Annotated in this window: 11 protein-coding genes and 1 riboswitch; of the genes, 4 read left to right on the top strand and 7 right to left on the bottom strand. The window is 67.5% G+C overall.

Going from position 1 to position 13,529, the window contains the following annotated elements:
* Positions 1 to 80 precede the first annotated feature (80 nt).
* From mmsB to ACZK4Z_RS01250, 5 genes are read right to left on the bottom strand one after another with little or no spacing between them, the layout of a single operon-like run.
* A complete protein-coding gene (mmsB, locus tag ACZK4Z_RS01270) occupies positions 81 to 971 on the bottom strand; it encodes a 3-hydroxyisobutyrate dehydrogenase (protein WP_004136647.1) in 891 nt (296 codons plus the stop codon).
* The gene (locus tag ACZK4Z_RS01265; RefSeq protein WP_125895194.1) at positions 968 to 2,143 is read right to left on the bottom strand and encodes an enoyl-CoA hydratase/isomerase family protein; all 1,176 of its coding nucleotides are present in this window, start codon (positions 2,141 to 2,143) and stop codon (positions 968 to 970) included. The genes mmsB and ACZK4Z_RS01265 overlap by 4 nt, the downstream gene beginning before the upstream one ends.
* Complete coding sequence (locus ACZK4Z_RS01260) at positions 2,140 to 2,937, bottom strand: enoyl-CoA hydratase (RefSeq protein WP_125895192.1); 798 nt, start codon at positions 2,935 to 2,937, stop codon at positions 2,140 to 2,142. Before ACZK4Z_RS01260 ends, ACZK4Z_RS01265 begins: the two co-directional genes overlap by 4 nt.
* Entirely contained in the window at positions 2,934 to 4,100 is a 1,167-nt protein-coding gene (locus ACZK4Z_RS01255; RefSeq protein WP_125895190.1) for an acyl-CoA dehydrogenase family protein, read from the bottom strand. Before ACZK4Z_RS01255 ends, ACZK4Z_RS01260 begins: the two co-directional genes overlap by 4 nt.
* 14 nt (positions 4,101 to 4,114) lie before the next feature.
* Positions 4,115 to 5,620 carry a CoA-acylating methylmalonate-semialdehyde dehydrogenase gene (locus ACZK4Z_RS01250; RefSeq protein WP_125895188.1) on the bottom strand — a complete coding sequence of 502 codons (1,506 nt, stop codon included), beginning with the start codon at positions 5,618 to 5,620 and terminating at the stop codon, positions 4,115 to 4,117.
* 115 nt (positions 5,621 to 5,735) lie between these two features.
* Between ACZK4Z_RS01250 and ACZK4Z_RS01245 the strand changes: the two genes are divergently transcribed.
* The gene (locus ACZK4Z_RS01245; protein WP_293794145.1) at positions 5,736 to 7,103 is read left to right on the top strand and encodes a helix-turn-helix domain-containing protein; all 1,368 of its coding nucleotides are present in this window, start codon (positions 5,736 to 5,738) and stop codon (positions 7,101 to 7,103) included.
* 511 nt (positions 7,104 to 7,614) lie between these two features.
* Here ACZK4Z_RS01245 and ACZK4Z_RS01240 read toward each other — a convergent pair.
* Positions 7,615 to 9,489, bottom strand: coding sequence for a patatin-like phospholipase family protein (locus tag ACZK4Z_RS01240; protein ID WP_125895983.1), 1,875 nt, complete (start codon positions 9,487 to 9,489; stop codon positions 7,615 to 7,617).
* Between the two features lie 127 nt (positions 9,490 to 9,616).
* A riboswitch (cobalamin riboswitch) is annotated at positions 9,617 to 9,831 on the top strand.
* 161 nt (positions 9,832 to 9,992) lie between these two features.
* Here ACZK4Z_RS01240 and ACZK4Z_RS01235 point away from each other — a divergent pair.
* A complete protein-coding gene (locus ACZK4Z_RS01235; protein WP_422348122.1) occupies positions 9,993 to 10,679 on the top strand; it encodes an epoxyqueuosine reductase QueH in 687 nt (228 codons plus the stop codon).
* Between the two features lie 55 nt (positions 10,680 to 10,734).
* Positions 10,735 to 11,361 (top strand): bifunctional nicotinamidase/pyrazinamidase, encoded by a 627-nt coding sequence (gene pncA / locus ACZK4Z_RS01230; protein WP_032128204.1) that lies wholly within the window; start codon positions 10,735 to 10,737, stop codon positions 11,359 to 11,361.
* Between the two features lie 288 nt (positions 11,362 to 11,649).
* Here the strand turns inward: pncA and purU are convergent, their stop codons facing one another.
* On the bottom strand, positions 11,650 to 12,501 hold the full coding sequence (gene purU / locus ACZK4Z_RS01225; protein ID WP_032128205.1) for a formyltetrahydrofolate deformylase: 852 nt from the start codon (positions 12,499 to 12,501) through the stop codon (positions 11,650 to 11,652).
* A 114-nt stretch (positions 12,502 to 12,615) separates the two neighbouring features.
* Between purU and ACZK4Z_RS01220 the strand changes: the two genes are divergently transcribed.
* Positions 12,616 to 13,527 carry a LysR family transcriptional regulator gene (locus ACZK4Z_RS01220; protein ID WP_049399772.1) on the top strand — a complete coding sequence of 304 codons (912 nt, stop codon included), beginning with the start codon at positions 12,616 to 12,618 and terminating at the stop codon, positions 13,525 to 13,527.
* The last annotated feature ends 2 nt before the right edge of the window (positions 13,528 to 13,529 follow it).

Here is a 13,529-nt window from a genome sequence, read left to right as displayed (position 1 = left end):
AAACCGAACATCCGCCCATCCCACCTTCGTTGTCCCGCACGGGGGCATGAGGTTGCCGGCCAGCGGCCGGCACTACCAGGTCACTTCTCGCTCGTAATGAGCTGCACGACGCTGGAGAAATCCAGCTTGCCGCGGCCAGCCTGGTGATTCATCGAGTACAGGTTGCGGGCCACTTCGCCCAGCGGGATCGAGGCGCCGACACTCATCGCCGCTTCCACCGCCAGGCCCATGTCCTTCAGCATCAGATCACTGCCGAAGCCGCCGCTGTAGCCGCGCGAGGCCGGGGCGTTTTCCAGCACGCCCGGCCACGGGTTGCACACTTCGGTGGCCCAGCTGCGGCCGGTGCTGACCGCCATCATCTGCGACAGCACCTTCGGGTCCAGCCCGTGCGCCACGCCGAGGGCGATGGCTTCACCGGTGACGGCCATGATCACGCCCAGCGCCATGTTGTTGCACAGCTTGGCCACTTGGCCGGCACCACTGGCGCCCACATGGAAAATGTTCTTGCCCATCGCCTGAAGCACCGGGCGGGCGCGCTCCAGCGCATCCTCCTCGCCACCGACGATGAAGGTCAGGGTGCCGGCCTGGGCACCGGCGGTACCGCCGGACACCGGTGCGTCGATCATCTGCAGGCCACGTGCGGCAGCGGCTTCAGAGACCTTGCGGGCGCTGGCCGGTGCGATCGTGCTGCAGTCGATGACCAGTGCGCCTGCCGGAATCGCGGCCAGAATGCCGTCATCGCCCAGGTACACGCCTTCGACGTGGCGGCTGGCCGGCAGCATCGAGATCACCACCTCGGCATCGGCCAGGGTTTCGCGCGCCGATGCGGCCGCGCTGGCGCCGGCATCGACGGCGGCCTGCACCGCGGCCGGGACCAGATCGAACACGCGCACGGTGTGGCCGTTCTTGACCAGATTGGCGGCCATCGGGCCACCCATGTTGCCCAACCCGATGAATGCAATGCGGCTCATGCAAGGCTCCTTTCAACAAGGGGAGTGCCCAGGTCGGCCAGCGGATGCGCGGCATCGGCCCAGGGGGAAGCGAAGAAGGTGTCGGCCCACGCGCCGGTGGCCTCGGCCAGAGTGGCCGGGTTCCACTGCGGATTGCGGTCCTTGTCGATCAGCAGCGCGCGGATGCCTTCGGCGAAATCACCGTGGGCGGCGCAATGCAGGGCGACGATGTACTCCAGGCGATAGATCGCGGCCAGGCCCTGGCCGGCACTGCGTCGCTGCAGCTCGTACGACAGCCGTGCCGAACCGGGTGCACCGGCGGCGAGGGTCTTCTGCGCCGCCTGCAGCCAAGCATCGTCGGTCTGCAGAGTGGAGATGCGGCCGATGATCGCTGAGAGGTCATCGCCTTCGCACAACGCATCAACCTGCGCCGCATTGGCCAGCAGCGGGCCGGTGACGGCGTCACTGGCATGCGACTGCAGCAGATGGCTGAGCCGTTCGTGGTTGTGTGCGGCATCGCTGGACCACGCGACCTGCAGCAGCGCATCGAACACCGCGCTGCGGCGTTCTTCGGCCACGTGCACGTCGGCCAGGCCGGCGTAGATGGCGTCGCCCGGATTGAGCAGCGCGCCGGTCAGCGCCAGGAACAGGCCGCCCTTGCCCGGCACGCGCGGCAGCAGCCAGCTGCCACCCACATCGGGGAAAAGGCCGACGGTGATTTCCGGGAAGGCCAGCTTGGAGCGCTCGCTGACCACGCGGTGGCTGGCGCCGGACATCAGGCCGATGCCGCCGCCCATCACGATGCCGTGGCCCCAGCACAGGATCGGCTTGGCGTAGGTGTGGATGAGGTAATCGACGCGGTATTCAACGTCGAAGAACTCGGCGGCGTAGTCGTTCTCGCGGATGTCGCTGCGGCCGGCCTCGCGGAAGGCGACCATGCTCTGGTACAGGCTGTGCAGGTCACCGCCGGCGCAGAACGCCTTTTCACCAGCGCCCTGCAGCACCACCATGGCGATGCCATCGTCGTCGGCCCAGGCATTCAACTGCTTCAGCAGCAGGTGCGCCATCGGCAGCGAGAAGCCGTTGAGCGTACGCGGCGCATTGAGCGTGGCGATGCCGATGCGCGTGCCGTTGCCGGCCACGCGCTCTTCGAACAGCACCGGTGCGTCGTCGGCAGCGGTGTCGGTGCTCATGCGTTCTTCCACTGCGCGGCGCGCTTTTCCAGGAAGGCGCTCACGCCCTCGACCTGGTCGGCGGTGTCGAACAGGTCGACGAAGGCTTCGCGCTCGGCCACCAGCGCCGAGGCGTGGGTGCCGGTGCGGGTGGCCTGCACCAGGGTCTTGCAGGCGGCGATGCTGGTCGGGCTCTGCTTGCCCGCCTTGGCCGCCCATTCCAGCGCCAGTGCCTTGGCTTCGCCCTTGCCGACCTTTTCTTCGGCCAGGCCAATGCGCACGGCGGTTTCAGCGTTGATGCGCTCGCCCAGCAGGATCATGCGCTTGGCCCAGCCCTCGCCTACCAGGCGCGGCAGGTTCTGGGTGCCACCGGCGCACGGCAGCAGGCCGACGGTGGCCTCCGGCAGCGCCACCTGGGCGTGGTCTTCGATGATGCGCAGGTCGCAGGCCAGCGCACATTCCAGGCCACCGCCCATGGCGTAGCCGTTGATGGCGGCGATGGACACGCCACGGAACGCGGACAGCGCTTCGAAGGCTTCGCCGAAACGGCGTGCGGCTTCGCGTGCGGCTGCCTTGTCGCCCGAGGCGAACTGGTTGAGGTCGGCACCGGCGGAGAAGAACTTCTCGCCATCGCCGGTGATCACCAGCGCGTAGATGTCGCGGTCTGCGTTGAGCGCGCCCACCAGATCGCGCAGCGCCGACAGGCTGTGCACGGTCCAGGTATGCGCCGGCGGGTTGTGCAGGGTGATGACCGCGGTGTGGCCATCGGCCTCGACCTTCAGGCCCACGTGTTCCTGGGTACGCCAATCCTTCATCGCAGTTCCTCTTCGGTGTTGAGCAGGTGACGGGCAACGATCACCCGCATGATCTCGTTGGTGCCTTCCAGGATCTGGTGCACGCGCGAATCGCGCAGCAGGCGTTCGATCGGGTATTCGCGGATGTAGCCGTAGCCACCGTGGATCTGCAGTGCTTCGTTGCAGATGTTGAAGCCGGCATCGGTGGCGAAACGCTTGGCCATCGCGCACCACACGTTGGCATCGCTGGCACCGGCATCGAGCTTGCGCGCAGCGGTGTGCACCATCTGCCGGGCGGCCACCAGCTGGGTGACCATGTCGGCCAGCTTGAACTGCAGGGCCTGGAACTCGGCCAGTGCCTTGCCGAACTGGCGGCGCTCGCCCATGTAGCGGCGTGCAGCGTCCAGCGCACCCTGCGCGGCGCCCAGCGAGCAGGCGGCGATGTTGATGCGGCCGCCATCGAGCCCCTTCATCGCCAACTTGAAGCCGCCGCCTTCCTCTCCCAGAAGGTGGCTGACCGGTACGCGGACGTTTTCGAAGGTGATGCCACGGGTGGGCTGGCTGTTCCAGCCCATCTTCTCTTCCTTGCGGCCGAAGCTGATGCCCGGCAGGTCCGCCGGCACCGCAATGGCGCTGACACCGCCGGCACCGGCACCACCGGTACGCGCCATCACCACCAGCAGTTCGGTGGCACCGGCGCCGGAAATGAAAGCCTTCGAGCCGTTCAGCACATAGAAGTCGCCATCGCGCACGGCGGTGGTCTTCAGCGAGGCCGCATCGGAACCGGCGCCCGGTTCGGTCAGGCAGTACGAAGCCAGCTTGGTGCCCGAAGACAGATCGGTGCCCCACACATCGCGCAGCGCCGGCTGGCCCCACTTGGACACCATCCACGAGGCCATGTTGTGGATGCTGATGTACGCCGCGGTCGACGGATCGACATTGGCGAGCTCCTCGATGACGACGGCGGCGTCCAGTCGGCTCAGACCGCTGCCGCCCACTTCCGGGTCCATGTACAGACCGCAGAAGCCCAGTTCACCGGCCTTGGCGATCGCCTCGCGCGGAAAGATGCCCTCCGCATCCCATCGCGCGGCGTGCGGCGCCAGTTCGGCCTGTGCGAAGTCACGCGCAGCTTCGCGGTACGCCTGCTGCGCTTCTTCCAGTTCCGTCGTCATCGAGTGGCTCATGGCTGCTCCTGCCGTTACTTCAGGCTGATCGTGGTGTTGACGCCATGGCTGAGCGTCTCGTCATCGAACCAGCGCGCGGTGACCGTCTTGGTCTGGGTGTAGAACAGCACCACCTGCTTGCCGTACGGGCCCAGATCGCCCAGCTTGGACGCGCGCGAACCGGTGAACGAGAACAGCGGCACCGGCACCGGAATCGGCACGTTGATGCCGACCTGGCCAACGTCGATGTCTTCCTGGAACTTGCGCGCGGCGGCGCCGGACTGGGTGAACAGTGCGGTGCCGTTGCCGTTCGGGTTGCTGTTGACCATCGCGATGGCCTCTTCCAGCGTCTCCGCTTCGAGGATGACCAGCACCGGCCCGAAGATTTCTTCCTGGTAGATGCGCATGTCGGTGGTGACACCGGCAAAGATGGTCGGGCCGACAAAGTTGCCCTTCTCGAAACCATCGACCTGCGGCTTGCGGCCATCCAGCACCAGCTTGGCGCCCTGCTCCACGCCCGAGGCGATCAGGCCTTCCACGCGCTCGCGGGCGCTGCAGGAAATGACCGGGCCTACATCGGTGCCGGCGACGGTGCCGCCGCTGACCTTCAGGCTCTTGGCCTTGGTGACCAGGTCCTGCACCCAGTTGCGTGCTTCACCGACCAGCACCAGGGTGGAGGCCGCCATGCAGCGCTGACCGGCCGCACCGAAGGCGGCGCCGACCATCGCGTTGAGGGTCTGTTCCTTGTTGGCGTCCGGCAGCACCACGGCGTGGTTCTTGGCGCCCATCATGCACTGCACGCGCTTGCCGGCCAGCGAGGCACGGTTGTAGACGTGGGTGCCGACGCGGGTGGAACCGACGAACGACACGGCCTTGATGTCCGGGTGGTCGCAGATCGCGTTGACCACTTCCTCGCCGCCGTGGACGACGTTCAGCACGCCCTTCGGAATGCCTGCTTCCAGCGCAAGCTCGACCAGGCGCATGGTGACCATCGGGTCTTGCTCGGACGGCTTGAGGATGAAGGTGTTGCCCGTTGCAATCGCCATCGGGAACATCCACAGCGGGATCATCGCCGGGAAGTTGAACGGGGTGATGCCGGCGCACACGCCCAGCGGCTGCATGATCGTGTAGGTGTCCACGCCATTGGCCACGTTGTTGGCCAGCTCGCCCAGCTGCAGGTTGCCGATGGCGGCGGCGTGCTCGACCACTTCCAGGCCGCGGAACACGTCACCTTCCGCGTCCGGCAGGGTCTTGCCCTGTTCGGCGGTGAGGATGTGGGCCAGCTCGCTCATGTTCTCGCGGATCAGCTGCTGGTACTTCAGGAAGATGCGCGCACGGGTGCCGATCGGGGTCTTGCGCCAGGTCTTGAAGGCTTCCTTGGCGGCGGCGACGGCGGCGTCCACTTCGCCGGTGGTGGCGAACGGCACCTTGGCCAGCACGTCCTGGGTGGCCGGATTGATCACGTCCTGCCAGTGGGAGGTGGCCGATTCAACGAACTGGCCATCGATCAGCATGCGGATACGGGGCGCTGCAACAGTCATGACGACAATCCCACAGGGTGCGAAAGATGCTTGGCATTATTCACAGCACCCACCTCGATTTCCGGGCTGAATCCGCTTAATCTGGCCAACACGCCAGACGATTCATGTTAATTCTGTGAATTATTCAGCTCCCCAGCGACAACTTGGCCTGCGCCTGCTGCGGCTGCGCGAGCAGCGCGGCTACAGCCAGGCGGATCTGGCACGGGCGCTGGGGCTGTCGGCCAGCTACCTGAACCAGATCGAGCGCAACAAGCGCCCACTGACGCCGGCCGTGCAGAAGAAGCTGGGCGAGGTGTTGGGCGATGTTTCCGCCCTGTTCGACGACGATGAGCCCGCCGCGCTGCAGGAAGCGCTGGGCGAGACCCTGCGCGACCTTGGCCTGGCCGAGGTCAGCGCCACCGAACTGCGCGCGCTGGCCGGCAACCTGCCGCAGGTCAGCCGCGCGCTGCTGGACCTGCACCGCCGCCACCTGGCGCTGCGCGAGCATGCCGCCGCGCTGGAATTCCAGCTGGGCGAGCCCGGCGCCGGCAGCACCCTGCCCGCTGGCGATCAGGTGCGCGAGTTCTTCAACCGCATGCACAACCACATTCCCGAGCTGGACGAGCTGGCCGAGCAGCTGTTCGCCGAGTGGGGGCTGTCGCCCGGGCACGTGGCACCGCGGCTGCGCCAGCTGCTGGCCGACCGCCATGGCGTGCTGGTGGAAGTGGCCGCACTGCAGGCCGGGCGCGAAAAGCGGCAATACGATGCCGGTGCGCGGCGGCTGTGGCTACCCGATTACCTGGAGCCCGGACAGCAGGCGTTCCAGATGGCGGCCGAGCTGGCCCTTCATGGCTACCTGCCGCAGATCGATGCGGTGGTGGCGCGCGCAGGGTTTACCGATGAGGCACGCATCGCGCAGGCGCGGATTGGTCTCTCCAACTATTTCGCCGGCGCGCTGGTGATGCCGTACATGCGCTTCCTGCGTGCGGCCGAAGCCAGCGGCTACGACATCGAGCTGCTGGCGCATCAGTTCGGCGTCGGCTTCGAAGCGGTTTGCCACCGGCTGAGCACGCTGGCACGGCGCAGCGCACCCGGCCTGCCGTTCTTCTTCATCCGCGTGGACCGCGCCGGCAATGTGTCCAAGCGTCATTCGGCCACCGATTTCCACTTCTCGCAGGTGGGCGGCTCGTGCCCGCTGTGGATCGTCTACGAGGCGTTCAACCAGCCCGGCCGCATCCTTACCCAGACCGCGCGCATGCCCGACGGGCGCCGCCATTTCTGGCTGGCGCGGCAGGTCAGCAGCGGCCCGGTCGGCCATGGCCAACCGCGGAAGACGTTCGCGGTGGCGCTGGGCTGCGATCTGCAGCATGCCGAGCGGCTGGTGTATTCATTGGGGCTGGATGTGCAGAGCCCGGGTAATTCGGTGTCGATCGGACCGGGGTGCCGGGTGTGCCCGCGCGAGGACTGCATGCAGCGCGCATTCGCGCAGTTGCCGGGGCGGTAGGGTTGGTTCGGCAGGGCTGCGCCCTGCACCTGCTTCAATCCAAGGCAACAGCAAAAGCAACAGCGGGCTTTCCGTGGGATGGCGGGGTGGATCCGGTTGCGGGGGACGCTGCAAGTCCCCCTCCGGGGCCCGGCCCAGCCGCTGGCGGCTGTGCGTTCGGGCGCTTGCGAAGCAATGCTTCGCAAGCAAAGCGCCCTCACCCATGTAAGCTCGGTCGCCGCTTGCTCGTGTGCGCAGTCCTGCGCACACGGCAAGACCGGGGTTGGGCGTCCTGCCCAACCCGCCCGAGGCATGCCTCGGGCCCATGCGGCTCACGCCCCCGCAACCGGACCCACCCGCCTTCGACAGGTCTCCGCGAGCTGTCGAAACGGCATCCTTTGCTGCTGTGGGTAGGTGTCGACCTTGGTCGACACGGTGGATCCACGTCGTGCAGGGATGCTCTTCGATGAATGTTCGAAATATTCGATTTCGATGGGGTTCCATCCACGCATGGCGTGGATCTACTACCGGGTCAGTAGATCGGCGTCACCTTCATCTGCGGCAGCGGGCGCGGTGCGCCGTCGGTGAGGTCCGGGCCGAGGTCCTCCCAGGTACGTCCCTGCTCGACCATCAGCCCCCACAACTGCTGCGATGCCAGCCGCTTGTCTTCCGAGCCCAGCTTGTACGACGGTGGCGTCGGCTGGCCACTGGCAACCATCGAGTACGCCGCGCGGTAGGCCAGTACCTGCTGCGCCGGGTCGTCGGTGCGCGCCACTTCCAGCGTGTAGCGCTGGTAGGCCGAGGCCAGGTTGCGCCAGCGGATCCAATAGTGGTTCTCGAACGAGAACGAACAGAAGCGCGCACCGGCCAGGCTGCCCTTGTCGGCGATGCGGGTCAGCACGTCCTGCGGCATGTCCAGGTTCATGCCGCCCTCGTCGCCCTGCAGGCTCACATGCACGATGCGGTCGCGGTAGCCCGGGGCACGCGCCTGCAGCAGGTCGCGCCAGTTCTGCATGGTCGCCACCACCGCGAACAGGAAGCGGCCCAGCTCGGCGGCCGCCAACGGCGTGGCGATCGACTGGTAGGTACGCTGCCAACCGTGGCGGTTCTCGGTGGGCAGGAACACAGCATGTTCCAGCGCCTGTCGGCCACTGCTGCCGTGGCTCACGTCTTCGGCGTGCTGCGGGTAGACCAGATTGATGGCGAAGGTCGGCCAGCGCGGCAACGCGGCATCGAACAGGTGGATCGGGAAGTTGCTGCTGATGCCACCATCGGAGAACCAGCAGATGCGGAACGCGGTGATCACCGGTCCGCAGGTCTGCCCGGCACTGGTCAGCCCTTCCATGCTGTCGGCGACGTTGTGCTCCTGGTCGGCCGCAGGTGCGGTCGGTTCACAGCGACGCTCGCGGCGTGAGGGCTCATGCAACGGCACCGCGCTGATCAGCAGCGGGAAGCTCAGGCTCATGCGCGTGGCCACCAGCACCGGCAGCTTCGGGCCCTGCGGCAGGTGGTAGTACCGGCGCCCATCCACCTCCAGTGGCGGGCCGGCCTGCGTCACCAGCCACTGCACCACGCTGGCCGGAAACAGCTGCTCGAACTCCTCGCGCAGGAACCAGAACTGCGCGCCGCCCAGCGGCAGCGTGCGCGGCTCGTTGTGCGACACACAGGTGGTGATCATCTGCAGGCTGATCGCATGCGGGCTGTCCGGCTCGCCGGCATAGCGCGGCGCATCGTGCAGGTCGGCGAAGGTGAGCGGTGCATCCAGCGGCTTGCCGGACAGCTGCTGCAGGCATTCATGCAGCCACTCGGTCAACGCCGGCGTGCGTGCATCGCGGCCGAGGCCGCTGCACAGGCCCAGCAGGTTACGGCGCGCCACCCGCGCTACCCGCAGCGCGGCACCGGCCACGCCGGCACCGTACGCGCACAGCAGTGATGGCAGCAGCGTGGCGGCCACGCCGCTCCAATCGCCGCCCCACCAGCCCAGGCCGAGCAGCAGCGCCAGCGACACCAGCACCTCCAGTGGCGCAATCTCGAACACCGCGATGGCCAGGCACAGCAGCTTGTGTGGCAGGCGGGCATTGCCGGTCAGCACCACCAGCAACCGGTAGGCGGCGCGCGCCCCCCGTGCCGGCTGGAACAGGCTGTAGATGAAGCCGCGCCGCGACAGCTGCGCCGACACCGCCGACAGCCCGCCGTAGCCGGCATCGCCGGGCAGGTGCTCGCCGGCCTGCTGGCGGCGATCACCGCATGCCGCCGCGGCCGCTACGGCTGCAGCGATGGCGCCGGCCGAGGTGCCGCCGATGCTCTTGAAGCGATACTCGCGCGCCAGCGCCAGTACCGCATTGGGGTACACGATGCCGCTGGTGATGCCGCCTTTCATGACCAGATCGCAGTACTTCGCCGCCACGAGCCACCTCCCGTCTGTCGGTGCCCAGTATGGCAAGAGGCGCTCTCACAGCCTGAGAAGCGAGCCACAGCCCTGCGCTTTCATTGGCCCTTGACCATTGGCCTCGACGCGTCCACCGTTGGCACGCCGAAGGTATCCCTGCCGTGGCCTTGATGGCGGCAGGGATTTAAACGGGAATCCGGTGAAGGCGCCTCGCGCGCCCATTCCGGAGCTGCCCCGCAGCGGTGAATGGAAACGAATCCTGCCAACAGCACTGGGCTCACGCCTGGGAAGCGGCGGGTAGTAGGTGGGCTGCGGCCCGTGTCCATCAGCCCGAATACCGGCCCCGGCCGGGGGACACGACCGTCCCCTGACTCGACCTGGAATCTCCGCGGGGAGGTTGCCGGGGCCGTCGTTGTCCTGCGCGTGCAGGCGATGCGGCCGCGCGCGTCCTGTTCACGGTATCCGGCCAGCCCTGTTCACCCACGCGCTGATGCATGGGCCACCGCCGTTGCCGGCGGTCCATGCGGTACCTGACGATGACCGAGCTCCAACGCCCCACCCTGACCCTGCCCGCCGACGGCAAGCGCCTGCTGCTGCATTCGTGCTGCGCGCCCTGTTCCGGCGAAGTAATGGAGGCGATCACCGCCTCCGGGATCGACTACGCGATCTTCTTCTACAACCCCAACATCCACCCGGTGAAGGAGTACGAGCTGCGCAAGCAGGAGAATATCCGCTTCGCCGAACAGCACAACATTCCCTTCATCGACTGCGATTACGACACGGACAACTGGTTCAGCCGTGCACGCGGCATGGAGAACGAGCCCGAGCGTGGTATCCGCTGCACGATGTGCTTCGACATGCGTTTCGAGCGCACCGCGCTGTATGCGCACGAGCACGGCTACGACACCATCAGTTCGTCGCTGGGCATCTCGCGCTGGAAGAACATGGCGCAGATCAACGACTGCGGCATCCGTGCCGCGTCGCGCTATGAAGGCCTGCAGTACTGGGACTACAACTGGCGCAAGGGCGGCGGTGCCAGCCGCATGATCGAGATCAGCAAGCGCGAGCAGTTCTACCAGCAGGAATACTGCGGCTGCGTGTACTCGCTGCGCGATGCCAACCGTCACCGCCGCGAGAATGGCCGCGAACGGATCAAGATCGGCCTGCTGTACTACGGGCAGGACGCTGAGACGCCGCAGGGCGATTGACGTGTGGGCATGGGGCGGCCACGCTGGTCGCCCCTTCTGCTGTACCGGAACTGCCATGACCGCCCTGCCCGCCGATGTCGCCCTGCTGGTGATCGACCTGCAGCCGGACTTCATGCCCGGTGGCGCGCTGGCCTGCGACCAAGGCGATGCGCTGGTGGCACCGATCGCCGATCTGCTGGCACAGCGCCGCTACCGCACCGTGGTGGCAACACAGGACTGGCACCCGGCCGACCATGCCTCGTTCGCCAGCCAGCACCCCGGCCAACGCCCCTTCGAGACCATCCTGCTGCACGCGCAGCCGCAGACCCTGTGGCCGGACCACTGCGTGCAGGGCAGCGCCGGTGCCGCGCTGCATCCGGGCGTGGACTGGACCGTGGCCGACCTGATTCTGCGCAAGGGCACCCGCCAACAGGTGGATTCATACAGCGCCTTCCGCGAGAACCATGGCCCCGATGGCGAGCGCCCGGCCACCGGCCTGGCCGGCTGGCTGCACGAACGCCGCATCCGCGAAGTGCACGTGTGCGGCCTGGCCCGCGACTACTGCGTGCTGTGGAGCGCGCAGGACGCGGTGAAGTCCGGCTTCCGGGTGAAATTCCTGTGGGAGCTGACCAAGCCGGTGACCGACGCCAACGACGCGATGGTGCGTGAAGCGCTGGGCAAGGCGGGGATTTCGATCGCCTGAGGCGTGACCGCCGGGCATGGCCCGGCGCTACCGCGCACGTCGCTTATGCCGCTTGCGCGCTCCTGCCCACGACAACACAATCGATTCATCCAGCCCCCTAACTACGCCCCCCCTACAGATCGCGGGACGGCCGAACCGGGGGCTTTTCATTGGATGAAATCAGGATTCGGTAGTGCCGGCCGCTGGCCGGCAACCTCGGGATCTCTGCAGTTGCCGGCCAGCGGCCGGCACTACCGGATAGCACCCGTGGTAGCGCCGGGCCATGCCCGGCGGACGCGGGATGGGCGATTACCGGAACACGACCGTACGGTGCCCGTTGAGCAGGATGCGGTGTTCCACATGGCGGCGCACGGCGCGCGCCAGCACCAGCGATTCGGTATCGCTGCCCAGCCGCACCAGCTCGCGCGGCGCCATCGCGTGGTCCACGCGGGCCACGTCCTGTTCGATGATCGGGCCTTCGTCCAGATCCTCGGTGACGTAGTGCGCGGTGGCGCCGATGATCTTGACCCCGCGCGCGTGTGCCTGGTGGTACGGCTGCGCGCCCTTGAAGCTGGGCAGGAAGCTGTGGTGGATGTTGATCGCACGGCCGGCCAGCGCGCGGCACAGCGTGGGTGACAGGATCTGCATGTAGCGCGCCAGCACCACCAGATCGATGCGTTCGCGCTCGACCAGGTCGATGATCTGCTGCTCCTGCACCGCGCGCGTATCAGCGGTCACCGGCAGGTGGTGGAACGGCACCTGGTAGGACGCCGCCAGCGGCGCGAAGTCGGCGTGGTTGGACGCTACTGCGGCAATGTCCACCTTCAGCTGGCCGCTGTGGGCACGGAACAGCAGGTCGTTGAGGCAGTGCCCCTGCTTGCTGACCAGCACCAGCAGGCGTGCACGGCGGCGGCCATCATGCAGCTGCCAGTCCATGCCGAAGCCGGCGGCGAGCGTGGCCATGGCGGCGTGCACGGTCTCCAGCGGCAGGCCAGCATCGCGATCGAAATGCACGCGCAGGAAGAAGCGGCCGCTCTCCTCGTCGCCGAACTGCTGGGCGTCGAGAATGTTGCAGCCGTGGTCGAACAGCAGGCCGGATACGCGGTAGACGATGCCGGTACGGTCGGGGCAGGACAGGGTGAGGATGGAATCGGGGCGCATCGCCCGAGTGTAGGGCAGCAGCCTGTCCTCGGGATCGATGGTCACCGATGCAACCGACCTGCTTGGTTCAGTCCCAAGCGATACTTGGGTTTCTCCATGGCAAGCTGGTCGGTCATGAACCTGTTGCAACTGATCCGCAGCTTCACCCGCACCGCAGAGACCGGCAGCATTGCCGCAGCGGCCCGCATCCTTGGCATCAGCGCCACCGCAGTCGGCCAGAACATCAACCGGCTGGAGGCGCATCTGGGCGTACGGTTGCTGAACCGAAGTACGCGCCAGCTGGCCCTCAGCGAGGCCGGCGCGTTGTACCTGGCGCAGGTGCGCCACATCGAAGCCGACCTGGCGCGCGCGCAGGCGATGGTCACCTCCGGTGACATCGAACCGGCAGGACCGCTGCGCATCGCCAGCAGCAGCGCGTTCGGTCGCCACGTGCTTGCGCCGTTGCTGCCTTCGCTGCAGCAGCGCTACCCGCAACTGCAGCTGGAGCTGCGGCTGACCGATCGCGCCGTGCAGCACGGCCCGGAAGCGGTGGATGCCAGCATCCGCATCGGTGCACAGCTGGAGGACGGGGTCGTCGCACGGCAGCTGGCGCGCGTGCCGTTCGTGTTCTGCGCCTCGCCGGCCTACCTGAAGGCACACGGCACCCCGCAGCAACCCTCCGAGCTGAGCGGCCATCGCGGGCTGCTGCACCGCTTTCCCACCGACGGCCGGCCGCTGCGCTGGGGACTGCTGAAGGATGGCCAGCGCGTGGACGCCGCACTGCCGCCGAGCATGGTCTGCGATGACATCGATGCGCTGGCGACGCTGGCCGCAGCCGGTGCCGGCATCACCCGGCTGGCCGCATTCGTGGCAGAGCCGTACCTGCGCGATGGCCGCCTGCAGGCAGTGTTCGGCGCCGACACTGCATGGCGCCCGGAGCCGATGGAGGTCTATTTCTGCGTCAGCGACCGCCGCGATTTCACTGCCAAGATCCGCGCGCTGTTCGAGCACCTGCAGGCCGGCATGGCGCCGGCCTGGCGGGTGTGAGC

Source organism: Stenotrophomonas sp. 71799_Sma (assembly GCF_056482505.1).
Note: the sequence above shows the minus strand (reverse complement) of the source record. Positions and strands in the feature narration are given on the sequence as shown.

What these genes read in the sequence shown, in the direction of transcription:
- ACZK4Z_RS01265 (WP_125895194.1), bottom strand. Translation starts at nt 2,143, where the DNA reads ATGAGCACCGACACCGCTGCCGACGACGCACCGGTGCTGTTCGAAGAG.
- pncA (WP_032128204.1), top strand. Translation starts at nt 10,735, where the DNA reads ATGACCGCCCTGCCCGCCGATGTCGCCCTGCTGGTGATCGACCTGCAG.
- ACZK4Z_RS01220 (WP_049399772.1), top strand. Translation starts at nt 12,616, where the DNA reads ATGAACCTGTTGCAACTGATCCGCAGCTTCACCCGCACCGCAGAGACC.
- ACZK4Z_RS01235 (WP_422348122.1), top strand. Translation starts at nt 9,993, where the DNA reads ATGCGGTACCTGACGATGACCGAGCTCCAACGCCCCACCCTGACCCTG.
- purU (WP_032128205.1), bottom strand. Translation starts at nt 12,501, where the DNA reads ATGCGCCCCGATTCCATCCTCACCCTGTCCTGCCCCGACCGTACCGGC.
- ACZK4Z_RS01250 (WP_125895188.1), bottom strand. Translation starts at nt 5,620, where the DNA reads ATGACTGTTGCAGCGCCCCGTATCCGCATGCTGATCGATGGCCAGTTC.
- mmsB (WP_004136647.1), bottom strand. Translation starts at nt 971, where the DNA reads ATGAGCCGCATTGCATTCATCGGGTTGGGCAACATGGGTGGCCCGATG.
- ACZK4Z_RS01255 (WP_125895190.1), bottom strand. Translation starts at nt 4,100, where the DNA reads ATGAGCCACTCGATGACGACGGAACTGGAAGAAGCGCAGCAGGCGTAC.
- ACZK4Z_RS01260 (WP_125895192.1), bottom strand. Translation starts at nt 2,937, where the DNA reads ATGAAGGATTGGCGTACCCAGGAACACGTGGGCCTGAAGGTCGAGGCC.